This window comes from Anisomitus miae (SeqCode), assembly GCF_054906395.1.
Genome location: NZ_JBRACL010000007.1, coordinates 1 through 26,293 on the forward strand (window position 1 = coordinate 1; position 26,293 = coordinate 26,293).

Here is a 26,293-nt window from a genome sequence, read left to right on the forward strand (position 1 = left end):
AGAATTGATAAAGTTAGTGACGTTATAATATCGGATAGCATAGTTGAAGATTGCAGTCAGCTGACAGTTGATTGTTTTCAAATACGTCTGCGAATAGCCTTTTCCATTCTTATCCTTATACATCAACAACTCATTTTGCCATGCACGTACATCTGCCACCGTAATCTCACTAAGAATCTTTTTCTCAAAATATGGTCTGATCTTCAAGTCAATGATGTAACGCTTTGTATACATGGTGTGTTCACGAAGTCTGACATCCATATCCTTATAGTAGATTTCCAGAAAGTTCCCGAATTCGATATCTACACCCTGGCTCTGTTGCTGAAGAAAGTCTCGCTCCCACTCTTTTGCCTCGCCTTTGGTCCGGAATCCACGTTTTTGTTTTCTCTTTTGGTTACCTTGCCAGTCTTTATAATAGACCTGTACTTTCCAGTTCTTTCCTTCTTTGTAAACACCCATTGTTAATCCTCAACCTTCATTCCGTAAATCTTTTCTGCCAAAAATTTGGTAGAGATTTTTCCAGCTACTACAAATAGCCTTTTGCTTTCAACTCCTTGTTGTACTCTCGCATCAAATTGTAGGCATACGCTTTAGAAACACCAAGAATTGCACACACATCATCCACATCCATATACATTTTTTCCTGCACTATACTCATATCGCTTTATCCTCCTTCAAATATTGCTCAACATGTTCCAAACCACAGATCTTGTCCTCTACATAGCGGGTTGGCACCCGTCCGAGAATAACATAATAGTTCTTGCTTTCCAGATCGGCATTCATTCTTTCCACCACCCGGTAAGCAAACGAAACTGATAATCCAAAGAGTTCTGCAATGTCTTCTACTGATAAATACATTTTTCTCTTACGCATGAAACCATTCCTTTCCCTCTTCCTGTGGAATCTCACAAGTATCTTCTACTCCGTAGAAACGCTTCACAAAATACTTTGTCGGAACTTTTCCTCTAAGCGTCAAATATCCCTGTTCTTCCAGCTCCTTATTCAGATTGCCAATGATCTCATAAGCCGATGTCTGTTTTACCTCCAGAAGTTCACATATATCGGCTGCCTTTAAAAATAATTTGTTCTGCATAATCAGTACCTCCTGTATTTTGAATATTTATCTCTTCATATACTCTGTACTGGCAGATGTAAAATCGGACATCATTTTCCGAAATTTAGCAAATTATTTTAATTTTACAGTTTCCATATGTGTTATCGCTGAACCATGGAGTTAATATCATTGAAAAAGGGTATAAAAAAACAGTCTGCCCTGACGGAAAATATTTCCATCAAAACAAACTGTTCTTCATATTCACACTAATTATATTTTCTGAGCATAGTTACTTTTGCGAAAATCTCAGATAACTCCGGAAAGAAAACAAAGAAAAAAAAAGATTTTTTAACTCCATTTGCACTCCACCGGAACATCCAGACAGCCCGCAAAACCTTTATTTATGGGCTTTTTCGCAATTTAGTCCGCTACTCAAACTCAATTGTAGCAGGAGGTTTAGAGGTAATATCATATACAACTCGATTTACATCTTCAACCTCATTTACGATACGCCTAGAAACGATTTCCAAAACTTCATAAGGTATTCTAGCCCAATCAGAAGTCATTCCATCACTTGAGGTCACAGCTCTAAGTGCTACGGTATAATTATAAGTACGTTCATCTCCCATGACGCCAACCGATTTCATATTTGTAATACATGCAAAATATTGCCAGATCTTTTCATTAAGATTAGCTTTCTCTATTTCATCTGTGAAAATTTTATCTGCCTCACGTACAATATTCAATTTCTTATCTGTTATTTCACCAATCACCCTTATGCCTAACCCAGGTCCAGGAAAAGGTTGTCTAAATACAACTTTCTTTGGAAGCCCAAGTTTCAACCCAAGCTCCCTAACTTCATCTTTAAATAAAGTATTTAGAGGTTCTATCAATTCAAAATTCATGTTTTCAGGTAATCCACCAACATTATGATGAGATTTAATTGTTTGTGCTGTTTCTGTCCCAGATTCAATTATATCTGTGTACAAAGTTCCTTGAGCCAAAAACTTTATATGTTTTAACTTTGATGACTCCTCTTGAAAGCAATAAACAAATTCATTTCCTATAATTTTACGTTTTTGTTCGGGATCGCTTACGCCTTTCAATTTCTTCAAAAATCTTTCTTGAGCATCGATCTTTACAAAATTCATATTGAACTCTTTTTCAAACACCTTTACCACATTTTCAGATTCATGTTTTCTAAGTAACCCATTGTCAATAAACATACACCACAATTTATTACCAATTGCACGATGTAAAAGTGCTGCAACTACTGAAGAATCAACTCCACCACTCAAAGCACACAATACACTTTCATTCCCAACCTTATCACGAATTTTATGTATTTGCTCTTCCACAAAGTCTTCCATCGACCAATTATTTTTAGATTTGCATATTTTGAATATAAAATTTTTCAAAATCTCATTTCCATAAATTGAATGTTCAACTTCCGGGTGAAATTGAACTAGATATATCTTTTCCGCTTCGCAAGACGCTGATGCAATTGGACAAGAATCACTACTAGCATCAACCTCAAATCCTTTTGGCAACTTTACGACTTGGTATCCATGACTCATCCAAACAATTTGATTACTTGGCAATTTATCAAACAACATTGAATTGTTTTTACAACTAATCTCCATTTTCCCATATTCACGTTGACTTGCCTTTTCAACGACTCCACCTTTTATATGAGTAATCAATTGCATTCCATAACATATTCCAAGTATAGGAATACCCAAATCCAAAATTTCGGAATCCAAAGTGAAAGCTCCATCTTGTGTAACACTGTTTGGACTTCCGCTAAGTATGATTCCCTTGACATTCTTCATGACTTTTATATCTTTTGCAGTTAATTTATTTGATTTAAGCTCACTATAAACTCCAAACTCCCGTATTCGACGACAAATCAATTGGTTATATTGACTACCAAAATCAATTACGATAATTTGATCACACTTCATTATAATTACACCTCTTTAAAAAATAAAATCGCAATAATCACACTATAGCAAATCTCTAACTTGAATAATTTGGTGTATCCTTAATCAAACTTATATCATGAGGGTGACTCTCTTTGATTCCCAAAGATGTTTGAATTACAAATCTTGAATTATTGTATAAGTCTTTGACATTTTTTACTCCGAGATATCCCATTCCAGATTTAATTCCTCCTATTAATTGATAAATAATTTCAGACAAACTTCCTTTGTAAGGTACCACTCCTTCAATTCCCTCTGGCACAAATTTTTTAGTACCACTTTGAAAATATCTATCACTAGAACCATCATTCATCGCACCAAGAGATCCCATTCCTCTATAAACTTTATATTCTCTTTCACCAAAAGTAATTTTATCTCCCGGTGCCTCATCACAACCAGCAAAAATTGAACCTATCATTATTGATGATGCACCTGCAGCAAGAGCTTTAACTACATCACCAGAATACTTTATACCACCATCTGCAATAACAGGAACGCTATACTTTTGAGCTTCCTCTGCACAATCCATAATCGCTGTAAACTGTGGAACTCCAACTCCTGCGACTATTCTAGTAGTACAAATAGATCCAGGTCCAATTCCAACTTTTACGCAATCCGTTCCAACATTAATAAGGTCTTTAACTGCTTCAGGTGTAGCAACATTACCGGCAATTATCTGTAAATTCTCATATTTATTTTTTATTTTTTGAACACCTTCTAAGACACCTTTTGAATGACCATGAGCAGTATCCAAAACTAAAACGTCTACTCCAACATTTACAAGAGAATCAACTCGTTCCATCATGTCAGATGTAATTCCAACAGAAGCACCACACAAAAGCTTTCCATTTTTACATACCGAATAACCTACAATAGATTTGACATCATATTCCTTTACCCGTTGAACCTCTTTGCTCTGTTCTTCTATACTCATATTTTTATGTACAATTCCTATTCCACCCTCTTTAGCAATGGCAATAGCCATTTTACTTTCTGTAACTGTATCCATACTAGCACTAACCAAAGGTACATTAAGATGAATACCTTTAGTAAGATTTGTTTTAAGACTAACTTGATTAGGTAAAATTTCTGATTTATTAGGAATCAGCAAAACATCATCAAAAGTATAAGCCGTCTTTACAATTTTTGCCATACTAAAATCCTCCAAATAAAAATTAAATAAATTATACTATATCAACAACGTAATTATAAACAATTTACACTTTAAGTGCTCGTTTAGCTAATTTATCTGCGAGTTCATTGTACTTATTTCCAGAATGAGCTTTAACTTTCTTAAAAATCACATTTATATCGTTCTTTATCGAATCATAAAACCTCTTATAATTTTGAGTTCCAATTTTATTAGTCTTCCAATATCCTTTGCACCACTTTTCAATTCCTTCATAATCAAAATAAATTACTATATTTTTAAAACCAGTTTCTAAACAATACTTCATGGCTTTCATTGCTCCCATAATTTCACCAGCAACATTTCTCATCGCACACAAATCATCATCAGAAAATTTCTCATAAAAATATACCTCCTCACCTTCATGCAAAATTACCATACCATATGAAAAATTATTGGTATTCTCATCATAGCTTCCATCAACATAAGCAACTAAATCAGCATCAATATTTTCATTTTCATCTGATAAAAATTCCTTGGCATCCATTATATTTTTAAAACTTTTATATACAGCTCCTGAATACCCTTCTATTTGCTTTTTGCACTCATTCCAGGTTTCATAAATCCCAGAATTATATCCTCTTTTCACTGCATAAAACTTTTTTACCAAAAACATATTCCTCCATTTATATCCACATAATGTTCCCCTAACAAAAAAGCTCAAGAGCAGAACACCCCTAAGCCTAAATCCTATTCTATAACCTTTATACTCAATTCAATCCTTTTATTTTCTTTATTTATCTCAACAATTTTTGCCTTTATTTCTTGACCTATTTCTAAAAATTCTCTAATATCATTAACCCTTTTATGACTTATTTGTGATATATGAACCAACGCATCTATATTTGGTTCTAACTCTACAAAAGCACCAAACTCTGCAAACCTCACAACTCTACCTAAAACAACAGCACCAATAGGATATTTTTCATCAACATTAGACCAAGGATCATCTTTTAGCACCTTCATGCTGAGAGACAATTTTTGATTCTCTATATCAATCCCAATGATCTTAACCTTAATCTTATCTCCTATATTTATAACGTCACTAACTTTATCAATTCTTCCCCAAGATATCTCCGATATGTGAAGAAGACCATCAACACCATTGATATCAATAAACGCCCCAAAAGTGTTTATTCTCTTTACTTCACCCTCAACTACGTCTCCTAAAACCAAACTATTCCAAATTTGAGCTTCTTTAATTTTTTTATCTTCCTCAAGAACAGCCCTTCTTGATCCAATAATCTTAAACTGATTCTTCTCTTCCTTCATTTCCAAAATTTTAATTTCTAATTCTTTCCCAACAAATTCATTTAAATTTTCGATATGTACAAAGTCCAAATGAGATGCCGGTATAAACAATTTAATACCATTGAATTCCGCTATAACTCCACCTTTAACATCCTCTTTCACCAAAACAAGTATCCTATCACCGCTGTTAAATTTCTCTTCAAGCATGTTTAAGAACTTTTCTCTAGATACCTCAAGCCTAGACAAAACAACATTTCCTTCAGAATTACCTAAAGAAATCACTTTTCCTTCAACATCATCCCCAATCTTAAATATCTCATCAAAAAACTTTCTTTCACTTTCACTTACCTCAGTCAAAGGCAAAACAGCTTTCTTACCATCGCTCAAATCCAAAATAACTTCTTTATCACTAGTAGATATAATTTTTCCTAACAATACTCTTCCTATCTTCATATTACTTCCAGTTCTATTCTCTATCATCAAAATTACCTCCCTCATAATCCAATCTGGGGTTGACGCACCGGACGTTATCCCAACACTATAATTATTAATAATTATATCTTCTAAAATATCTTCACCTATGTCTGAAGCTCTCTCAACTATTATGGATTTATCACAGTATTTCTTAGAAACTTCATACAATTTATTGGAATTTGAACTTAACTTATCTCCAACTATAATCATATAATTAACGTTTTTTGCTAAATCTGATGCATCACGCTGTCTAAGATACGTAGCATCACAAATCGTGTTTAAAGAAACAACGTTCTCATATTTTTCACTGACCAATTCCACTGCCTTCTCAAAATTTTCATACTTCTCTGTAGTTTGAGATAAAACACAAGCCTTACTTGATGTAACCTTTCCATCAAACCTGCCACCAAAGAAAAACTTAGCATCATAATTACAATAACTATTAGCCCCTATCACTTCAGGATGATTCCTATTTCCAACTATTACAATATCATACCCGTCATCATAATAATCCTTGACTCTTTTATGTATGAGTTTAACCTTTCCACAAGTCGCATCAACATATTCAATTTTCTTATCAACTATGATATCCTCTACATCTTTTGGTATGCCATGTGCCCTAACTACCAGAATGTCTCTACTAGATTTTAAATTGTCCAAGTCTTCTCCTTGAACTATACCCACACCTCTATTATGAAAATACCTTATAACCTCTTTGTTATGAATTATTTCACCTAATGTGCTTATATTTCTAGAATCCTCTCGCTCAACAACTTTTCCTAGCTCATCGACAGCTCTTAAAACGCCATGACAGAAACCATTATTCTCTGCAATCTTAACTCTCTTAAGCTCCATCTTAGGAATTACATAATCAACTATACCTTTTGAAACCTCATCAACAGATTCATTAAAGCTAATGCTAGAAGTATCAATAGTTCTCGCATCATTTGCTTTCTTTAAAGGACTTTCACTCCTATTATAATCTATATAATCCCTTTTTTCAATTTCATTTAATATTTTATCGTATTCAACTTTAAATCCATTTTTCAATAATTCATCATATCTTCTTTTAGCTCTAATATCTGGATTCGCTGTCACAAAAAATTTCAAATCTGCATCTTTTAATACCTCAGTTCCAATATCTCGTCCATCCATTATAATCCCATTTTCAAACTTAATACCTCTAAGTATTTGATTTATCATCTGACGTATTCTTATCAAACTTGCAACACGAGATACATTGGAATCAACATACTGACTCTTCAATTCAATGCCTAAAGTCTTCCCATTAAATACAACTCGATCGCTAAACACAGATACAGACGACCTTTTTAAAATATCTATGAGTCTATTTTCATCGTTGTAAATATCTATGTTTTCGCACATAGCTACATAAGCAGCTAACCTATACAATAAACCAGTATTTACATATTTAAATCCAAACCTTTCAGCTAAACAATTTGCAATGGAACTCTTACCTGAACTAGCAGGTCCATCAATGGCTATTGATATTTTCATAAACTATATCGTTCCTTCCTAAACATTATTACCAGCTAAAAATCCAGTTGATATTGCTATCTGAACATTATATCCACCAGTAAAAGCATCAATATCCATAACCTCACCAGCAAAAGAGAGATTTTTTATAATTTTTGACCTCATTGTGTTAGGGCACACCTCCTCAACATCAATTCCACCACTAGTAACAATCGCTTCGCTAAGAGGCCTCAAACACTTCACATTGACAAACAAATGCTTAAAACACTCAACGATTCTCTTCCTCTCCTCACGAGTAATGGAATTAACCTTTTTTGTTGGACAAATTTTTGTAAGATCTATCATGACAGATATAAACTTTTGAGGTAATAAATCATCTAATGAGTTTTTAAAATCCCTATTCTTAAACTTTTCAAAATCCCTTCGAATTCTTAGATCTAATTCCTTCTCATTTAGAGCAGGTTTAATATCTATTTCCATAGAATACTTATTCCCCTCAAATATGTATCGGCTTATTTTTAAAACTATAGGACCTGAAAGTCCAAAATGAGTAAATATAAAATCCCCTTGAAATGAAATCTCCTTCTTACCATTTTTATACAAAGTAATCTTGGAATCCTTCATGGATAACCCTTGAAGTTCCATTGGCCAGCTTTCGATAATCTCAACAGGAACCAAAGACGGTTTTAATTTAACAACAGTATGTCCTATCCTCTTGAACTCACTAAAAATCTTTCCATCTGACCCGGTTAAAGGATAAGAAGCTCCTCCAGTTGCAAAAATAAAGCTATCCCCATAAACCTCATCACCATTTGTTAAAGATAGAGATTTTATACAATTATTATTGGTATTTATTTTGAAAACCTTCGAATTCAATTTAATTTTAACTTTATTTCTATACAGGTGATTTTCAAAACTTCTAATTATGTCTATAGATCTATTTGTTAAAGGAAAAACTCTATCACCCTGCTCAACTTTAAGTTCAGTTCCACCATCTTCAATGAATTTTATAGTATCTTCATTCCCAAAAGTATAAAATGCACTGTACAAAAAGTCCTTATTCGTAAGAACATTATCAAAAAAGCTCTCTATAGGCTTTTTATTAGTTACGTTACATCTTCCTTTGCCGGTTATGTACAATTTTTTCCCTAATTTGTCATTCCCCTCGACCAATGTAACTTCATGTCCACACCTTGCTGACGATACAGCAGCCATCATTCCTGCTGGACCAGATCCAATTACTACTACATTCTTCATTTTTAAGTTACCTTACCTTGTTTATAAGAACGAGAGAAGGTGGAGAATTTTTATTTATGAGATTCAAATAAGCTACATTGAAACTTTTATTACACAGCCTACTGCAAAAATTCAAAACTTCTTTACTTTCAATGATACCCTTTTCATGACCAACATACAAAACCACAGAGATAAATCCTCCAACGTTCATAATGTTCACAGCTTTTGACAAACTAATTATTGTAGACCCACTCAAAGTAGTAATCATTTTATTTCCATTTGGCAAATACCCCAAATTGTACATTCCACAATCAAAAGAGTCAATGTGTTTATCAAGATTAGCATGAGTATCCAAAATCAGTTTCACATTTTTCAAATTCATACTGCGAAATTCCTCGATGCATTGTCTCTGTATATCAAAAGCATAAACCATGTCAAAATGACTACTAAGGAAAAGAGCATCATTTCCATGCCCTAAAGTAAAGTCAACAGAAACATTTTTATTCTCCACATTCTCAAGTAAAATTCGTTTAGTTAAATCGGTTATTTTATAAAAGTTCACCATAATTTTTTCCTATTCTTAAATCAGTTTAATTATAGATTAGCCAAACAAATTATTCAAGAAAAATAAATCTTTTATACAGTTTGACTGATTTTATAATTTCCATGTTATAATAATCGATATTTGATATTAAAAGGAGTTAAATTTTTAAATGGATAAATTGATTTTTGGCATTTCTGGACTTCCAATGGGAGATGGTTCAGAAAAGTTTACATATGTATCGGGAATTGAATACTTAAACTCTCTAGGACTCAAAGCGATGGAACTTCCATTTGTAAGATCTGTAAATATAACGGATAAAAATCGCGATGCTGTTAAATCTATACGTGAAAATTTGAATTTTCATTTGACGGCCCATGGATCTTATTTTGTTAACATGAACGCAAAGGAGGAAGATAAAAAGGAGAAATCAATTGAAAGACTTGCAAAAGGAATCAATGCCCTAGCCTCTGTTGGAGGAACAGATATAATTTTTCATCCGGGTTTTTATTTAGATTCTACTAAAGAGGAGACATTCGAATCGATTGATATTGAATTAGGAAAACTTCCAATTCTCGAAAATAATTTCTATAGACTTGAAACTACAGGTAAGGAAACTCAATTTGGAAACCTAGAGGAGCTATGTAGTCTTGTAAAAAAACATAAACATGTTAAATTATGTGTGGATTTTTCACATATACATGCCAGATATGTTGGAATTTTAAAACAATATGATGACTTTGCAAGAATATTTGAGTACATTGGAGAGCATGTAGGAGATGAAGCTTTGAAAGATATCCATGTCCATTTATCTGGAATTGCGTATACCTCTAAGGGAGAAAAGAATCATTTACCATTTGAGGAGAGCGATTTTAATATTAAGGATTGTTTAAGAGCCTTTTTAAATTATGATGTGAAAGGATGTATAATCTGCGAGAGTCCAATTCTCGAAAAGGATGCTTTATTGATGAAAAACATTTATGAAAGTTTATAAAAAAGAGTAAGTTGCCTTACTCTTTTTTCTGTATATAAATTTATTTAGGTTCAACAATAAATTTAATCGCTGTTCTTTCCTCTCCATCAATTGAAATTTCGGAAAATGCTGGTATTACAACAAGGTCAATACCATTTGGTGCTACAAAACCTCTTGTTATAACTATAGCCTTTATAGCTTGGTTGACTGCACCAGCCCCAACTGCCTGCACTTCAGCTACTGCCTTATCTCTTAATACTGCTGCTAAAGCTCCTGCAACTGCTTTAGGTTGAGATTGCGCCGATACTTTTAAAATTTCCATAAGTATACCTCCCAAAATTATCTTAAGTTTTGTTAAATATTTTCCCTAGTATAATTTCTATAATTTCCTTTTTTTTCCTTTATTTTAATTTCTACAAATTACGAGTTTAATTTTAGGAAGAATTCATATCAACGTTATACATTCAATTAGATTTTCAACTATTTAAATATCTAACTCAATGTCGTCATTCCAATATTTTTAAAGTCTTCTCTGCAGCAACTTGCTCAGCCTCTTTTTTTGATTTACCGCTACCAAAACTGTATTCTTTTTCACCAATTACAACTTGCACATAAAAAATCTTTCTGTGTGATGGACCCTCTTCCTTAATGAGATTATATTTAATTTTATCACTTGTTTTAGACTGTACAAACTCCTGAAGTCTAGTTTTATGATCTAGGTAATTTATAACATCACTATCATTTATAATGTCTTTAAAGACTTTCAATATAAATTTACAAACAAAATCATATCCTCTATCTAAATAAATTGCAGCGATAACAGCTTCTACAGTATCAGCTATAGTAGAAACACGAGTCCTACCTCTCCCAACAATTTCACCTTTACTCAGTTTTATAAAATTTCCTAAATTCCACTGTTTACCAACTTTATAGAGCGATGATTCACAGACTATAGCAGCTCTCTTCCTAGTTAAATCACCTTCATTATTATACTTACAATTCTGATATAAATATTCTGTTATGCACAATTGCAAAACCGAATCTCCAAGAAACTCAAGTCTCTCATTATATTCAGATAAATTATGTTCATTGGCATAAGAACTATGTGTTAATGCTAAATCTAAAATCTGCAAATTATTAAACCTAATTCCAATTTCATCCTGAAATTTATCAATAATTACGTCATTTGTATTATCCATATTTCTTTTCTCCTAAAATTTAAAAGTCGCCTTCAAAACACAAACAGTGATTTTAAGACGACCACATACTAACTCCAACTAATTATCTATTTGAGAATTTAGAAAATCTACAACATCTCCAACAGTCTTAAGTTTAACCGCTTCTTCATCTGATATATTTATACCATATTCCTCTTCAAGATTCATAATCAACTCTATCAAATCTATAGAATCTGCACCTAAATCATCGACTATTGATGATTCTAATTTTATCTCATCCTGATCAACATTTAATTTCTCTGCTATAATTGCTCTAACCTTTTCAAACACCAAAATCACCTCCTGTTTATCTCATAAACATAATAAATTATAAAACTTTAGTAGTCAATATTTTATTTTATAAATAATGCTCTAATTTTACTTCACAAAATTAGAGCACAAAGACAAACTACCTAAACTAGAAAACCTAATTTAGGTAGTACCATCAACTTTCAACGTTAATAACCTGTTTCCCATCATAAAAACCACACTTATTACAAACTCTATGTGGTAATTTCACCTCATGGCAATGAGAACATTCAGACACACTCGGCATCGAAAGCTTAAATGTCTGAGCTCTCCTTCTATCCCTTCTGCCTTTTGAAAACTTACGTGCTGGATTACCCATTTACTCCACCTCCTTTAATTCAACAAAAACCTCTCTCAAACGTGAGAAGGGGCTATCGCACTCATAATGTTCACACACACACATACCCTTATTTAAATCCATGCCACAACGCTGGCATAAACCTAAACAACCATCTCTACACAACTTCTTCTGTGGCACATTGGAAATTACACAGCTCCTGATGTAATTTGTAAAATCCAAATTTCCCTCTAAATCTAAAGAGATATCTTCATCCAAATCACTCATCAAGACCTTATCCTCAACTGAAAAACTAAGATCGCAAAAGAAACTATCCAAACACCTAGAACAAACAAACTGAAACCTCACGCTTACACTGATAGTAATCTCTAAAACATCACCAGCGATCACCAAATTCATACGCACAGCCAATGGACCAACTGCTTTAGAATCATCACTCTGATCAATATCAATTTCATCAGCATACAAGACGAAGTCTTTGTCTATTGACCCATCTGTCTTACTTCTAAAGTCTCTCAAATTTATCTTCATAAAGAAAACCTACCAACACTCCAACAACATTGAACAAAATCGACACATAAATTATATAATTTAGCATATACATTGTCAACAATTTACTTTAAAAGTCTACACGTATCTCTTGCAATTACAAGTTCCTCATTAGTTGGTATTAGATACAATTTAACCTTTGAATCATTAGCTGAAATCTCTGTCAACTTTCCTCTAGTATTATTTTTATTTTCATCGATAATTATTCCAAGATTATCCATATTCTTACATATTTCTAATCTGCTTTTTACGGAATTCTCCCCTATGCCAGCAGTAAATACAATAGCATCAACACCATTCATTATAGCCATATAAGAACCTATGTAAGACTTTATTCTATGGTAATACATCTCTAGAATCAAAATCGCCCTATCATTTCCAGCATCACACAAATCTTCTATATCTCTAGAATCACTACTTATTCCTGATATACCAAGGAATCCAGATTTTTTATTCATTATTTCATCAACCTCATTATGGTTAATTCCTAATTCACCAATCAAATAAGTAACAACAGCAGGATCTATATCGCCACATCTAGTACCCATTATAAGCCCTTGAAGTGGCGTAAATCCCATCGATGTATCGATACATTTACCCTTATAAACAGCACTTATACTTGCACCATTTCCTAAATGGCAAGTTATTATTTTTAAATCATGTATATCTTTGCCCATTGCCTTAGCACATTCGTTGGCAACATAAAAATGACTTGTACCATGAAATCCATATTTTCTAACTGCATATTTTTCATATAGCTCATATGGTAAACCATACATGTATGATTTCTTAGGCATAGTTTGGTGAAATGCCGTATCAAAAACAACAACCATAGGAGTATCTTTCATGATCTCTTTACAAGCCTTTATTCCTATCAAATTTGCCGGATTATGTAAAGGAGCTAACTTAGAACATTTCTCTATATTGTCAATAACATCATCATTGACAATAACAGACTCAGAATATTTTTCTCCACCATGTACAACCCTATGACCTATAGCACTAATTTCATTTAAATCTTTTATTATTCCAAAATCCTTGTTACATAAAGTTTCCAAAACCAATGCTATTGCCTCTTTATGGTTTTTTAAATTTCTATCAATCTTGTATTTCTCAGATAAGCCCTCAACTTTTTGTTCTAAATTAGAACCTTCAATACCTATCCTCTCAACTAAACCTTTAGCTATAGCAACCTCTGTATCCATATCAATTAATTGATATTTTAAGGACGAACTCCCACAGTTTATAACTAAAATTTTCATTACAAATTATCTCCTTATAGATTTTATTTTATCCTTAACTTGCTTTGTGATTGAACGCTCGTAATAGCTATCATATTGACTATATCGCTAACACTACAGCCTCTTGACAAATCATTTAAAGGCTCAGCAAACCCTTGGCATATAGGACCAATAGCCTCTGCACTAGCTAATCTTTGTACAAGTTTATATCCTATGTTACCTGATTGCAAATCTGGAAATATCAAAACATTAGCCTTACCTTTCAACCTGCTATTAGGACTTTTTAATTTGCAAACTTCTGGCACTATGGCAGTATCTAATTGAAGTTCCCCCTCTATTAACAAATCAGGTCTTAAGTCATTTGCTATTTTACTAGCCTCAACAACCTTATCAACTAGCTCGTGCTTAGCGCTACCCATAGACGAGAATGAAAGCAATGCAACCCTAGGCTCTATTCCAATTAACGATCTAGCATTATCCGCAGTCGATATTGCAATACATGCAAGCTCTTCTGCAGTTGGATTCGGGTTAACTGCAGAATCTGCAAAAAACATCACACCATCATCACCATATTCTCTATTCGGAACATCCATAATAAAAAAACTTGAAACTACCTTTGTACCTGGAGAAGTTTTGATTATTTGCATACCTGGTCGCAACAAATCTGCAGTAGTATGCACAGCACCAGAAACAAGTCCATCCACCTCACCACACTTAAGCATCATGGTACCGAAATACATTTCATCCTTTACGATTTCTTTAGATTTCTCTAATGTCACACCCTTATTCTTTCTAAGTTCAAAAAATAAATTCACATACTCATCATATTTAGGAGAACTCAGTGGATCAATTATCATTACATCCCCTATATCAACACCTAAACTTTTAGCATGATTCGTTATTTTTTTCTCATCACCTATTAATATAACCTTAGCTATACCTTCCTTGGTTACAATTTCAGTAGCTCTAATTGTTCTCTCTTCATTTCCTTCTGGCAAAACTATTTTTCTCATGCTACGTTTAGACAAATCACGTATCTTATCTAATAATTTCATAAAAACTCCTTTCAAAATCAACAAATAAAACCCAATTTTAATTATAAACAAGTTAATTAATGTGTTCAATAATTTATTAATTAGAATATTTTGAACCCCCAATATTTATTTATTTTTAGTATTGTACTATACTCTTAAATATATGAATTTTTGTAAAAGGAAATTTTAACTTATGAAAACAATTGCTATAATATCTGAATATAATCCTTTCCATTTAGGACATCTTCATCAAATAAATACGATTAAAGAAATATTCAAAGATGAGGAGCTTGCAATAATTTCGATAATGAGCGGAAATTTTGTACAACGTGGCGGACCAAGCATTATAGATAAATTTAAAAGATGCGATGTTGCATTAACATATGGTATAAATCTATGTTTAGAGATACCTGTCCACATAGTTTTATCATCAGCAGAGGGGTTTGCATATGGGACAATAAAAATTATTAACAAATTAGGATTTATAGATTACATATGTTTTGGTTGTGAGAATCCGAATATAGAGTACCTAGATAAGATATCGGAAAGGCTAATTTCATTGGATAAAAGTGATTTTAGAAAATATTCAAGCTCTGGTTTATCATTCCCAAGAATCCAAGAACTCATAATTTCTAACTTTTTTGAAGACCCAAGTTTATCTGTCTTTATGAAATCCCCAAATAATATTCTAGCTATAGAATATTTAAAATCCATAAAAATTCTAAATAGTCATATAAAAATACTTCCAATACAAAGAATTGGAAATAATTATAATGACAAACTTTTGAGTAATACGTTTTCTTCAGCAACATCAATAAGGAACATATTATCAGACTATACGAATGATATTTCAATTCTTAAAAAGCATGTACCAAAACAAATGTATAAATATTTGAAAACAGAATTTTTGAATGAGAACATAGTTGATAAAGAATTAATGTTCAAATACATAAAATATAAAATCATGACGACTAAAAATTTAAGTAAAATACAAGATACAGAAGAAGGTATAGAAAATAGATTTTATTCAAACATACTAAAATCAAATACCTTAGATCAATTTATACTAAATACAAAATCCAAAAGATATACCTACTCAAGGTTAAACAGAATACTCACTAGATATTTTATTGGATTCGAAAACTTTGATAAAGAGTATATGAAAAACGTACCCGAATATGTAAGGATTCTAGGATTTGACAAAATAGGAGGATCTCTTTTAAATAAATTTAAAAAAATATGTACAATACCATTAATACCTAAATTTAACAAGAAATTTTTAAACACAGTTAAGCTTGATACGATTGCATCCAAAGCATATTCCATCATAAATAAAAATTTTTCTCCTATTAGTGACTTTAAATTCCCTCCAATAACAAAATTATAACTTATTACAGAATCATAAAAAAATTTTTTTCTCATAACAATTAAATATATTCTTAAATCATAAAAGATAGGAAGTGTATTTAATTGTTAGTATTTTTTGTGTTTTTCATAACAGTATTAATATTTTTTTATATGTGCGAAAAATCAAAAATAAATGTCTTGATTACATTTACCACAACCATACTAATAACATACTTAATCATATTCCCAGAAACCTCAATAGAGTCGATAATAAACGGCACAAATCTGTTTATTAAATCCGTATTTCCAACATTATTTCCTTTCCTAATATTCACAAATATCCTAACAAATTATGGTGGAATATCCATACTAGGTAGAATATTTGGCAAATTTTTAATGAAGCCATTAAAAATTTCAGAAAATTGCGTATTCCCAATAATAATAAGTTTTATATGTGGATATCCACTTGGTATAAAATATACAAATGATTTATACAATAAGAAATTAATTTCAGATAATGAATTTCAGAGATTAACAAACATAGCTTCAAATGCAAGTCCCTTATTTTTAATTGGAACTGTAGGAACAGTTATGTTAAATAGCAAATCAATGGGATATCTTTTAATAATCGGGAACTATTTGTCAAGTATATTAATTTCATATTTTATTCCATATAAAAACGACCCAATCCCGAATACAAAAATGGAAGGTGTATCATATAAAAATAATTTTGGATATGTAATAAAATTATCATTAGAAAATGCACTAAAAACATGTGCAATAGTTGGAGGCTTTATAATACTATTTTCACTAATAAAAGAAATCCTAATAAATAATATGTTTTCCCATATACTTTTTAAAAATATTCCAATATTAAAATCAATCTTGATTAGTATATTCGAAATAACCAACGGAATAGATATGTTAAGCAAAATCAACATACCTATATATGTAAAACTTTCGATTATAAGTGGTTTCTGTTCATTCAGTGGAATATGTATAATTCTTCAATGCTACTCAATCGTATATAATAACAAATTATTTAAATTAGGCAAATATATAAAATATAAACTTATTCAAGCAATATTTTCATTTCTTATAACTTTTTTACTAAGTTTAATCGTGATATAAAAGCCTCTGTAAAACCTAATCTCACAGAGGCAAAATACAAGTTAGTTTAAACTCAACAATCTAAAATTTCTATATTTTGGAGGTATAAAATTTCATTGTATGACTTTAAAACTAACAACAAAGTATAGATAAATCCAAATAATCCTTAAACTAGTAATGATAGTGATTATCATTACTATGTTTGTATTATAATAAATCTCTTTAAAAAATTCAAGATATACTTGAAACTTTTCAAACAAAAAGGTATTTGTTTTGCAAATACCTTTTTATAAATATATATAATTTTTCTACTCATCACTAGCCTTCAACGCTTTATCTACAGATTCAACTGTTATAGACCCTATAGAATTTCTTAAAAAAGTCATTCTGACTCTATCTGGACCTGTTTCTAAAATTACTTCATTTTTTTCATTATCTATAGATATAACCTTTGCTACTATACCCCCTCGAGTGATAACTCTGTCATTTACCTTCAAACCATCCAACATTGATTGATACTTTTTACGTCTTCGGTTTTCTGGTAATATCATTATTACATACATTACCACTAATAAAACCACAGGTATTAACAAATTAAAAAAAGATGTCATAACCTTACCCTCCTAATGTTTTCCAACTTTCTAATTTTTCTTTCTTGAACTTAGAAAATTGACCTATTTCAATAGCTTGCCTTACATCCTTTAATAGTCTATTATAAAAATTCAAATTGTGCAATACACACAGTCTCAAAGCAAGCATTTCCTTTGCCTTAAATAAATGTCTTATATATGCTTTTGAATACCTAGAGCACGCTTCACAATCGCACTCTAAATCTATTGGCGTATCATCAAGTTCAAATTTTTTATTCATTAGATTTATCTTTCCACGATTTGTAAAAACCTGACCGTGTCTACCATTACGTGCTGGCAAAACACAATCAAAAAAATCAACTCCACGCTCCACAGCTTCCAATATATTTTCAGGAGTACCCACGCCCATCAAATATGTCGGTTTATCTTTTTGTAAATACGGAACTACCTCTTCTAACACACGGTACATATCATAAGTACTTTCACCAACAGCCAGTCCTCCAATAGCATACCCATCTAAATTAAATTCGGATATAACTTTAGCATGTTCAATTCGTATATCCGCATATATTCCACCTTGATTTATCCCAAAAAGCAATTGATTTTCATTTACAAAATCACCTTTTTGCTTCAAAAAATTCATACGCTCGATACATCTTTTCAACCATCTGGTAGTCCTTGGAACAGAATTTAAAACATATTCTCTTTCTGCTAACCCAGGTATACATTCATCAAATGCCATTGCAATCGTGGATCCTAAATTACTCTGAATATCAATGCTTTTTTCAGGATTTATAAATACTCTTCTTCCATCTACATGTGAATTAAAAGTTACTCCTTCCTCTCTTATGTCCCTAAGTTTAGCTAATGAAAATACTTGAAATCCACCAGAATCTGTTAAAATAGGTTTATCCCAATTCATAAATCTATGTATGCCACCAAGTCTTTTGACAACTTCGTCTCCTGGTCTTATGTGTAAGTGGTACGTATTCGATAACTCAACTTGACAACCAATCTTCATCAAATCCATACTGGAGACTGCCCCTTTTATAACTGCCAAAGTACCAACATTCATAAAAACAGGAGTATGTATTATTCCATGTACTGTCTCAAACTTAGCACGCTTTGCCATACCATCAATATTCAATATCTTATAACTCATGTCAAATAACTCCTCACTTAAATTATAAGCATACTATCACCAAAGCTAAAAAATCTATAATCATTCAAAACAGCCTCTTCATACGCACTCAAGATCTTTTTCCTATCGTAAAAAGCACTAACCAATACTATGAGTGTTGACTTTGGTAAATGAAAATTAGTAATTATAGAATCAACAATCTTAAATTTATAGCCTGGTTTTATGAAAATATCCGTATATCCCGATGATGCACGAACCAAAACATTTCCACTCGAATCACTAGTTGCAACAGACTCAAGTGTCCTAACCGTTGTAGTACCCACTGCTATAATTCGACCTCCATTACTTTTAGATAAATTTATTAATTTAGCAGTACGTTCACTTATATCGTAGTACTCCGAGTGCATTACATGATCTTCCAAATTAGATGATTTAATAGGTATAAATGTACCTAATCCTACATGCAAAGTAATATAAACCACACTTACTCCAATATTTTTTATCTTAGATAATAATTCATTAGTAAAATGTAACCCTGCAGTTGGTGTAGCCACAGAACCTATGACATCTGAATAAACTGTTTGATAACTTTCACTATTTCCTAAACCTTCATTTATATACGGAGGAATCGGCATTTCTCCTATAGAATTTAAAATCTCATAAAAATCCCCTTGATAACAAAATTCTACAAACCTTCTACCACCATCTATAATTTCAACTACTTTAGCTATCAATTGACCACATCCAAAGGAAAATTTTTTGCCTATACTAGCCCTTTTCCCAGGCTTACACATAACTTCCCAAACATTATCAACAACACGTCTAATGAGTAAAAACTCCATTTTACCATTGGTTTCAATACTAACACCTCTAATTCTAGCCTTAAAAACTCTAGTATTATTCAAAACCAAAACGTCACCTTTATTTAAATATTCCAGTACGTCGTAAAACTTTTTATGTGAGATTTCATTAATCTCTCTATTAATCACCATCATTTTGGATGTATGCCTATCTTTTAAAGGTTCCTGTGCTATACATCTACGAGGTAATTCAAAATCAAACATACCTACATCCATATAATCTACCTCAAATAAATTTACCTAACTATCCCAAAATAATCATAAGCTTTTTGAGTAACCACACGTCCTTTAGGAGTCCTCATCAAAAATCCCTGTTGAATCAAAAACGGTTCATAAACATCTTCTAACGTATTCAACTCTTCAGATAAAAAATGAGCCATAGTTTCTACTCCAACGGGACCTCCATTAAAATTATGTATAATAGATTGTAATATTTTCTTATCTACTTTATCCAAACCCATTTCATCAACTCCCAAAGAATTCAATGATTCCTTCACCAAGTCAACATTTATAATATTGACTCCCATAACTTGTGCAAAGTCACGTACTCTTTTTAAAAGCCTATTTGCAATTCTAGGTGTGCCTCTTGACCTTTTAGATACCTCTAAAGCTGCATTATTTTCTATACAAACTCCCAAAATTTCAGAAGAACGTATAACTATTTTCATAAGTTCTTCCTCAGTATAATAATCCATAGATAGTATCATCCCAAACCTATCACGCAATGGCGACGTAATAAGTCCTAATCTAGTAGTAGCACCAATTAGAGTAAACTTTGCTAAATCTATTCTTATGGATTTGGATTGTGGACCTTTGCCAACAACTATATCTAAAGAATAATCTTCCATAGCACTATACAAAATCTCTTCAACAGTTCTACTAAGCCTGTGTATCTCATCTATAAAAAGAATTTCATTATCATCAAGTGAAGTCAATATAGATGCAAGATCACCTGGTCTTTCTAACACAGGTCCTGAAGTAATTTTAAATCCTGAATTCATTTCTTTAGAAATAATGCTAGCTAACGTTGTTTTTCCAAGACCTGGAGGACCATAAAACAAAACATGATCCAACGACTCACCTCTAATCTTTGCCGCATCTACAAAAACTTGCAAATTCCTCTTTACATTTTCTTGACCTATGTACTCACTAAGAGTCTTAGGTCTTAAACTATACTCCTTAACATCATCACCGGAAAATGATGAGCTCACCAATCTATCTTTCAATCTAACGCTACCTCATAAGATTTTTTAAAGACTCTTTAATGATGAATTCGACAGACTCATCAGAAAAATTTTTGATAACTTCCTTAACAACTTTACTACTATGTCTTTCTTCAAATCCTAAAGATAAAAGTGCATGTACAGCATCTAAATGTTTCGAATCTTCATCATTCTCGACTGAATCATCGCTCGATTCGATACTTTGAAGTTTAATTTTATCTTTAAGTTCCAATATTATACGCTGGGCACCTTTCTTTCCTATACCATTTGCTTTCATAATCGCAGCTTCATCTGAATCAAATATAGCTTTCTTTAAAGTTTTTACAGTACTTACGGATAATAATGATAAACTCACTCTAGCACCGATCCCATTTATATTTATGAGCTTTAAAAACATATCCAATTCCTCTTTCTGCGTAAACCCATATAACCCTATAAAATCTTGTCTAACTATTTGTTCAACATACAATTTGACATTTTCATTTAGAGGTGGCATAGAGCAAATACTATTGCCAGAGGTAAAAATCTTATACCCTATACCATTATTCTCAATGATCACATAATCATTATTTAAACCTTTGTATTTGCCATAAATATACTCATACACTATACACTCAACCCTTATGTACAACCTTAATAAATATAAATTTATCACTCAAGAAAATTTTTTTCAATACTATTTGTAAAATTAAGTTTCAAGCTCACTTAGTATGTCCTGAATATCTCCTCTCTCATTTGCCTTTAATTCGTAATTAGTGACCAATTCCCTATCAGTTACAGGCAATGAATCAACTTTCTTACCACTTATGTCAGTTTTTTCATCTTCAATAAATAAATTTCCATAATCATCAGATTTAAAGACAGCTACATACCCATTATTTTCTCCTATATAGTACATATTAGGTACAAAAGTACTCTTAATAATTTCTCTTAATACTATGGAATTGTCATCAAAATTAATAATTTCATATCTCCCTATTGGATACATTTCTTTAAAAACTTTATTTATATCGGCGATTTTAGATTTTATTCTGCTCTTTTCATACAATTCACCCTCAGAACTTTCACCAACAACAATAATATCTCTCATATCACCTTTTGAAATAATTTCATAATTATTCCTATTAACAAAATTAACATCAGATTTTATACCGATTAAATTGTAAGTTATAATATATACAGCCACAAAAGTTGCTGCACAAACTGATAAATAGATCATCGCAAGTTTAAATTTTCTATATTTTAAAAATTTAATTTCCATAAATCCTCACTCCTCATTACAAGTATGGATAGTTTATGGAAATTTTATACAAATTTTATAATATCCAAAAAACAAAGCGAGTCATTCTACGAACAACTACGCTTCACATACAAAACTCTATTTAAACTCTAAATCTGCATTATGATAAACTTCCTGTACATCCTCATCTTCTTTCAACGCATCTATAAATTTTTCAAATCTTTCGGCATTCTCACCACTAAGGTTAACATAATTATCAGCCTCAAGTCTTATCTCTGATTCTAAGAAATCAATATCCTCAGATTCAAGCTCCTGCTTTATCTTTTTAAAATTGTCTACACTGCTTTTTATAACATATACTCCCTCTTTCTCATGAGTTTGAAAATCATCAGCACCAAACTCAAAAGCAATTTCCATTATTTCATCCTCACTTATATCTTGGGATATATCAACGACTATTTCCCCAACTTCCTTAAACATATAGCTAACACAACCATTTAATCCCATATTCCCAGAATACTTTGAAAACAAAAATCTCAAATTAGCAGCAGTTCTATTCTTATTATCTGTTAAAGTTTTTACTATAACTGCAACTCCAAACGGACCATATCCTTCATAATTTAGAACTTCATAATCGTTACCATTTAGTTCTCCAGAACCTCTCTTTATCGCACGCTCTATTATTTCTCTAGGAACGTTATTTTGTTGTGCTTTCTCAATAGCATCTCTAAGCCTAGCATTTCCATCAATGTTACTGCCGCCACTCTTTGAGGCAACATATATCTCTTTGATAAGTTTGGTAAAAATCTTTGATCGTTTTGAGTCTACCTTATTTTTTCTTGCCTGTATGTTATGCCACTTACTATGACCTGACATTATCTTGTACTATCCTCCTGTTTAATCTTTGGATGCTTTATAGAATTTTTATACAACTTTTCCTTAATGATTCCAAATAAATCCATATTTAAACTATTGGCCAAAGATATACAGTATATCAAAACATCAGCCAACTCTTCTCTAAAATGTTCAAATTTATTGGTATCTCTTATCAAAAGTGCTTCATCTGTAGTATCCCATTGAAATATTTCCATTAATTCAGCTGCCTCAATAGCAATACTCATACTTAAATCTTTGGGATTCCTAAATTTATCCCACCCACGTTCCACCTCAAAACACTTTATCAGAGATTTCACATGTTCTAGATTAACATTAGAATCGTTCAATTCCATATATAATTCTCCTAAACTTCACTACGTAAATAATATTTATTATTATCCTTAAAATACATCGTATCTTCACTAATTTCAATATCCAAACTATTCGAAGTTATATCTATCAATTTAGATTTGATATTCTGCACATTATTTTTATCACATCTAATTTTAAGAACAACCCTCTCTTCGTAATCAACACTAGGTACGTGTATATTATTCTCGTTCAAAAAATGCTGAATCCTACCAACAATATCATATCTCATTTTTAATTTCAATTCATTTCCTAATATCTTATCTACTATTTTGGAATTCATGATAGCACCATTTGCAGCTTTAACATAAGCTCTTGTAAGTCCACCAGTCCCTAACAAAACTCCACCAAAATATCTTGTTACAACAACTACAACATCACTTAGAAAATTATTTTTTATAACATTTATTATAGGTATACCTGCTGTCCCTTGTGGTTCGCCATCATCGGTATACCTTTGCAACATGAGTTTTTCTCCAATTATGTATCCATAAACATTATGTCGTGCATCGCTATTTTTAGATTTAATTTCATTTATAAAATCCCTAGCACAAATATCACTTTCTACATTAGAAGCATATCCAATAAAGATTGACCTCCTTTCTTCAAACTCATATACACCATTTTTTAAAATAGTTTTGTATCCCAAGATCACTTCCCCAAATCATTCACAATATATTTTTCATATTTTTTAATTTCATCTTCCCGTATATTAAAATTTAGAACTGTACAATCTTCAAGATGTTTCTCTTCAAAGACAACATAATTCTCATATATAGAACTCAAAACTGAATAATCCTCATACGGCACACTAATGGAAATATTTCTATGCTGTTTATTCAATTTATGGCTAATCAACTTTAGTAATAAATCAATATTAATTCTTTGAGTAGCGGAAATGAAAACAACATCATCACCATATCTTTCTCTGAAAGTATTCTGAACAAATTCCTTGTTTTTATTATCAAGTTTATCTATCTTATTAAACACAAAAATCTTATTGAAATTTTTCAATCCAAGCTCTCTGAGTACTATATCCGTAGTCACTATTTCATTTTCTAGGTCTTCAGAAGATACATCAACTACATGAATAATTAAATCACTTAAGACTATCTCTTCTAAAGTTGATTTAAATGCTTCAACCAAATCATGAGGTAATCTCTTTATAAATCCAACTGTATCCGTCAAAGAGATTTCTGTTTTATCAGGAAGAATTATTCTCCTAGTAGTAGTATCAAGAGTTGCAAACAACATATCGTCTTCATAAACAAACTTATTCTCTGAGATATTATTACCATAAATGGAATAAATGTAATTCCTTAAAGTAGATTTCCCTGCATTGGTATATCCAACTATTGAAACTTGCGGAATTTTGTTTTTAACCCTTAATTTCCTCTGTACACTTTGCTCTGATTTAATATCTTCTATACGGTGTTGCAAATAATTCATTCTGTTTTTTATGTGTCTTCTATCCGTTTCGAGTTTTTTCTCTCCTGGTCCTCTAGTCCCAATTCCTCCACCAGTTCTATTTAAAACCAAACCAAGACCTTTAAGTTTTGAATATCTATATTTCAATTGGGCAAGTTCAACTTGATATTTTGAGATTTTAGATTTAGCCCTCCTTGCAAATATTTCTAAAATCAATTCTGTTCTATCCAAAACTTTAATTTTAGAAATCTCTTCAAGATTAGAGACATGAGATGGAGACAACTCTTCATCAAATATCAAAATGTCTACATTGGCATGATAAATAGAACGTAATATTTCATGCAATTTACCCTTACCTATGTAATGTTTATTATCAATCTTATCTCGTTTTTGGAAAAATGTATTGCTGACTTTAATATCACAAGCGTAAACAAGTTCCTTTAACTCTTGCAAGCTTTCTTTAGAATCACATCCAATCAAAACAGCCGTTTCAATAAACTTGTTGCCATGTAACTCTATCTTCATATTCTTCTCAATTTCCTGTACAATTGAGTAAATATCAAAATTAAAATATTTGTCACTATTACTAAACAAAATCTCAGAGTAGCCTTCTTGACTATCGAAATTTAAAAATCCTATAGAGAAACCTTCCAATAATTTTTCATCCGTTACATTCACTGCTGAAATCATATCAAGATTTAAATTTTTCAAAGAAGCTATATCCGCATCGGACAATTTACATGAAGAATTTAGATGCGTATGGATAACTCTATATCCACTTAGCTTCTTTCTTTCTTTAAAATCCATTTGAAATTTAACTTCTAATTCATTACCAACCGAAATATTATGTACAATTCCACTTCTGGATATAACAATACAAATTTCTCTATTAATACTTAAACTTATTTCAGCAATACTTTTAAGAAATGATTCCTCTACGATGACATTACTTCCCATTCTAACATTATGCAATCGTTCAAGCTCATTTATACATGATCTTTTAATGCCATTCACCTCGCCATATATCAAAAAACCACCTCACACATTTTGGATTATACCCCATACAACAATTATTGTCTATTTTCATTGATCTTTATTGAAAATATTTGCAAATTTTTATGAAAATTAAATCATTTGAAAGTATAGTTTCTTCATTTAATGAAAGACTCTAAACAAATACGACTAAATTCAAATAACTTTAACGTTTTGATTGATTGTATTTACATTTTTTTTTGATAGATATATAATTTAATTCCATAGTGGA

General features: G+C 31.5%; 31 protein-coding genes. 3 read left to right on the forward strand and 28 right to left on the reverse strand.

The features are described from left to right. The 10 genes from AALI31_RS04660 to mnmM form a co-directional block, all read right to left on the reverse strand. Positions 1 to 459: tyrosine-type recombinase/integrase (locus tag AALI31_RS04660; RefSeq protein WP_489885379.1), on the reverse strand; the 459-nt coding region annotated here is incomplete at its 3' end. Between the two features lie 67 nt (positions 460 to 526). Next, positions 527 to 658 carry a hypothetical protein gene (locus AALI31_RS04665; RefSeq protein ID WP_489885380.1) on the reverse strand — a complete coding sequence of 44 codons (132 nt, stop codon included), beginning with the start codon at positions 656 to 658 and terminating at the stop codon, positions 527 to 529. Then, positions 655 to 873, reverse strand: a complete 219-nt coding sequence (locus tag AALI31_RS04670; RefSeq protein WP_489885381.1) for a DNA-binding protein — start codon at positions 871 to 873, stop codon at positions 655 to 657. Before AALI31_RS04670 ends, AALI31_RS04665 begins: the two co-directional genes overlap by 4 nt. Beyond that, positions 866 to 1,093 carry a hypothetical protein gene (locus tag AALI31_RS04675; protein WP_008705329.1) on the reverse strand — a complete coding sequence of 76 codons (228 nt, stop codon included), beginning with the start codon at positions 1,091 to 1,093 and terminating at the stop codon, positions 866 to 868. The genes AALI31_RS04670 and AALI31_RS04675 overlap by 8 nt, the downstream gene beginning before the upstream one ends. 389 nt (positions 1,094 to 1,482) lie before the next feature. Further along, the gene (guaA, locus tag AALI31_RS04680; protein WP_489885382.1) at positions 1,483 to 3,018 is read right to left on the reverse strand and encodes a glutamine-hydrolyzing GMP synthase; all 1,536 of its coding nucleotides are present in this window, start codon (positions 3,016 to 3,018) and stop codon (positions 1,483 to 1,485) included. Between the two features lie 55 nt (positions 3,019 to 3,073). Beyond that, complete coding sequence (gene guaB / locus AALI31_RS04685; protein WP_489885383.1) at positions 3,074 to 4,189, reverse strand: IMP dehydrogenase; 1,116 nt, start codon at positions 4,187 to 4,189, stop codon at positions 3,074 to 3,076. Positions 4,190 to 4,253: 64 nt separating this feature from the next. Further along, positions 4,254 to 4,841, reverse strand: coding sequence for a ribonuclease H1 domain-containing protein (locus AALI31_RS04690; protein ID WP_489885384.1), 588 nt, complete (start codon positions 4,839 to 4,841; stop codon positions 4,254 to 4,256). 74 nt (positions 4,842 to 4,915) lie between these two features. After that, positions 4,916 to 7,468, reverse strand: a complete 2,553-nt coding sequence (locus tag AALI31_RS04695; RefSeq protein WP_489885385.1) for a bifunctional 4-hydroxy-3-methylbut-2-enyl diphosphate reductase/30S ribosomal protein S1 — start codon at positions 7,466 to 7,468, stop codon at positions 4,916 to 4,918. 18 nt (positions 7,469 to 7,486) lie between these two features. Beyond that, positions 7,487 to 8,704: a BaiN/RdsA family NAD(P)/FAD-dependent oxidoreductase gene (locus tag AALI31_RS04700; RefSeq protein WP_489885386.1), complete on the reverse strand. Its 1,218-nt coding sequence runs from the start codon at positions 8,702 to 8,704 to the stop codon at positions 7,487 to 7,489. A 7-nt stretch (positions 8,705 to 8,711) separates the two neighbouring features. Then, positions 8,712 to 9,248 carry a tRNA 5-(aminomethyl)-2-thiouridylate-methyltransferase MnmM gene (mnmM, locus tag AALI31_RS04705; protein WP_489885387.1) on the reverse strand — a complete coding sequence of 179 codons (537 nt, stop codon included), beginning with the start codon at positions 9,246 to 9,248 and terminating at the stop codon, positions 8,712 to 8,714. Between the two features lie 148 nt (positions 9,249 to 9,396). Here mnmM and AALI31_RS04710 point away from each other — a divergent pair, with 148 nt between their 5' ends. Beyond that, positions 9,397 to 10,218 carry a TIM barrel protein gene (locus tag AALI31_RS04710; RefSeq protein WP_489885388.1) on the forward strand — a complete coding sequence of 274 codons (822 nt, stop codon included), beginning with the start codon at positions 9,397 to 9,399 and terminating at the stop codon, positions 10,216 to 10,218. Positions 10,219 to 10,258: 40 nt separating this feature from the next. On the opposite strand, the gene AALI31_RS04715 is transcribed toward AALI31_RS04710, so the two are convergent. From AALI31_RS04715 to pta, 7 genes are all read right to left on the reverse strand, one after another. Further along, positions 10,259 to 10,519: a stage V sporulation protein S gene (locus tag AALI31_RS04715; protein WP_005806504.1), complete on the reverse strand. Its 261-nt coding sequence runs from the start codon at positions 10,517 to 10,519 to the stop codon at positions 10,259 to 10,261. A gap of 184 nt (positions 10,520 to 10,703) precedes the next feature. Beyond that, positions 10,704 to 11,396, reverse strand: a complete 693-nt coding sequence (gene rnc / locus AALI31_RS04720) for a ribonuclease III (RefSeq protein ID WP_489885389.1) — start codon at positions 11,394 to 11,396, stop codon at positions 10,704 to 10,706. Between the two features lie 78 nt (positions 11,397 to 11,474). Further along, a complete protein-coding gene (gene acpP / locus AALI31_RS04725; RefSeq protein ID WP_489885390.1) occupies positions 11,475 to 11,708 on the reverse strand; it encodes an acyl carrier protein in 234 nt (77 codons plus the stop codon). 151 nt (positions 11,709 to 11,859) lie between these two features. Continuing rightward, positions 11,860 to 12,042, reverse strand: coding sequence for a 50S ribosomal protein L32 (rpmF, locus tag AALI31_RS04730; RefSeq protein WP_489885391.1), 183 nt, complete (start codon positions 12,040 to 12,042; stop codon positions 11,860 to 11,862). Then, a complete protein-coding gene (locus AALI31_RS04735) occupies positions 12,043 to 12,552 on the reverse strand; it encodes a YceD family protein (protein ID WP_489885392.1) in 510 nt (169 codons plus the stop codon). 83 nt (positions 12,553 to 12,635) lie between these two features. Further along, on the reverse strand, positions 12,636 to 13,832 hold the full coding sequence (locus AALI31_RS04740; RefSeq protein ID WP_489885393.1) for an acetate/propionate family kinase: 1,197 nt from the start codon (positions 13,830 to 13,832) through the stop codon (positions 12,636 to 12,638). 23 nt (positions 13,833 to 13,855) lie between these two features. After that, positions 13,856 to 14,866 carry a phosphate acetyltransferase gene (pta, locus tag AALI31_RS04745; protein ID WP_489885394.1) on the reverse strand — a complete coding sequence of 337 codons (1,011 nt, stop codon included), beginning with the start codon at positions 14,864 to 14,866 and terminating at the stop codon, positions 13,856 to 13,858. Positions 14,867 to 15,038: 172 nt separating this feature from the next. Here pta and AALI31_RS04750 point away from each other — a divergent pair, with 172 nt between their 5' ends. Continuing rightward, positions 15,039 to 16,232, forward strand: coding sequence for a nucleotidyltransferase (locus tag AALI31_RS04750; protein ID WP_489885395.1), 1,194 nt, complete (start codon positions 15,039 to 15,041; stop codon positions 16,230 to 16,232). A gap of 127 nt (positions 16,233 to 16,359) precedes the next feature. On the opposite strand, the gene AALI31_RS04755 is transcribed toward AALI31_RS04750, so the two are convergent. Further along, positions 16,360 to 16,527, reverse strand: a complete 168-nt coding sequence (locus AALI31_RS04755) for a hypothetical protein (RefSeq protein WP_489885556.1) — start codon at positions 16,525 to 16,527, stop codon at positions 16,360 to 16,362. A 4-nt stretch (positions 16,528 to 16,531) separates the two neighbouring features. Here AALI31_RS04755 and AALI31_RS04760 point away from each other — a divergent pair, with 4 nt between their 5' ends. Beyond that, positions 16,532 to 17,323 (forward strand): nucleoside recognition protein, encoded by a 792-nt coding sequence (locus AALI31_RS04760; RefSeq protein WP_489885549.1) that lies wholly within the window; start codon positions 16,532 to 16,534, stop codon positions 17,321 to 17,323. Between the two features lie 287 nt (positions 17,324 to 17,610). Here the strand turns inward: AALI31_RS04760 and yajC are convergent, their stop codons facing one another. From yajC to hflX, 10 genes are all read right to left on the reverse strand, one after another. Continuing rightward, positions 17,611 to 17,913: a preprotein translocase subunit YajC gene (gene yajC / locus AALI31_RS04765; RefSeq protein WP_489885396.1), complete on the reverse strand. Its 303-nt coding sequence runs from the start codon at positions 17,911 to 17,913 to the stop codon at positions 17,611 to 17,613. A gap of 4 nt (positions 17,914 to 17,917) precedes the next feature. After that, a complete protein-coding gene (gene tgt, locus AALI31_RS04770; protein WP_489885397.1) occupies positions 17,918 to 19,054 on the reverse strand; it encodes a tRNA guanosine(34) transglycosylase Tgt in 1,137 nt (378 codons plus the stop codon). A gap of 17 nt (positions 19,055 to 19,071) precedes the next feature. Beyond that, the gene (queA, locus tag AALI31_RS04775) at positions 19,072 to 20,109 is read right to left on the reverse strand and encodes a tRNA preQ1(34) S-adenosylmethionine ribosyltransferase-isomerase QueA (RefSeq protein WP_489885398.1); all 1,038 of its coding nucleotides are present in this window, start codon (positions 20,107 to 20,109) and stop codon (positions 19,072 to 19,074) included. A 20-nt stretch (positions 20,110 to 20,129) separates the two neighbouring features. Continuing rightward, complete coding sequence (gene ruvB, locus AALI31_RS04780) at positions 20,130 to 21,119, reverse strand: Holliday junction branch migration DNA helicase RuvB (RefSeq protein ID WP_489885399.1); 990 nt, start codon at positions 21,117 to 21,119, stop codon at positions 20,130 to 20,132. A 7-nt stretch (positions 21,120 to 21,126) separates the two neighbouring features. After that, positions 21,127 to 21,723: a Holliday junction branch migration protein RuvA gene (gene ruvA / locus AALI31_RS04785; RefSeq protein ID WP_489885550.1), complete on the reverse strand. Its 597-nt coding sequence runs from the start codon at positions 21,721 to 21,723 to the stop codon at positions 21,127 to 21,129. An 81-nt stretch (positions 21,724 to 21,804) separates the two neighbouring features. Continuing rightward, entirely contained in the window at positions 21,805 to 22,377 is a 573-nt protein-coding gene (locus AALI31_RS04790; RefSeq protein ID WP_489885400.1) for a hypothetical protein, read from the reverse strand. Positions 22,378 to 22,494: 117 nt separating this feature from the next. After that, positions 22,495 to 23,232, reverse strand: a complete 738-nt coding sequence (locus AALI31_RS04795; RefSeq protein ID WP_489885401.1) for a YebC/PmpR family DNA-binding transcriptional regulator — start codon at positions 23,230 to 23,232, stop codon at positions 22,495 to 22,497. Beyond that, positions 23,232 to 23,585, reverse strand: coding sequence for a nucleotide pyrophosphohydrolase (locus AALI31_RS04800; protein ID WP_489885402.1), 354 nt, complete (start codon positions 23,583 to 23,585; stop codon positions 23,232 to 23,234). Before AALI31_RS04800 ends, AALI31_RS04795 begins: the two co-directional genes overlap by 1 nt. 11 nt (positions 23,586 to 23,596) lie before the next feature. After that, complete coding sequence (locus AALI31_RS04805; RefSeq protein WP_489885403.1) at positions 23,597 to 24,256, reverse strand: YigZ family protein; 660 nt, start codon at positions 24,254 to 24,256, stop codon at positions 23,597 to 23,599. After that, a complete protein-coding gene (gene hflX / locus AALI31_RS04810; protein ID WP_489885405.1) occupies positions 24,253 to 26,058 on the reverse strand; it encodes a GTPase HflX in 1,806 nt (601 codons plus the stop codon). Before hflX ends, AALI31_RS04805 begins: the two co-directional genes overlap by 4 nt. Positions 26,059 to 26,293 lie beyond the last annotated feature (235 nt).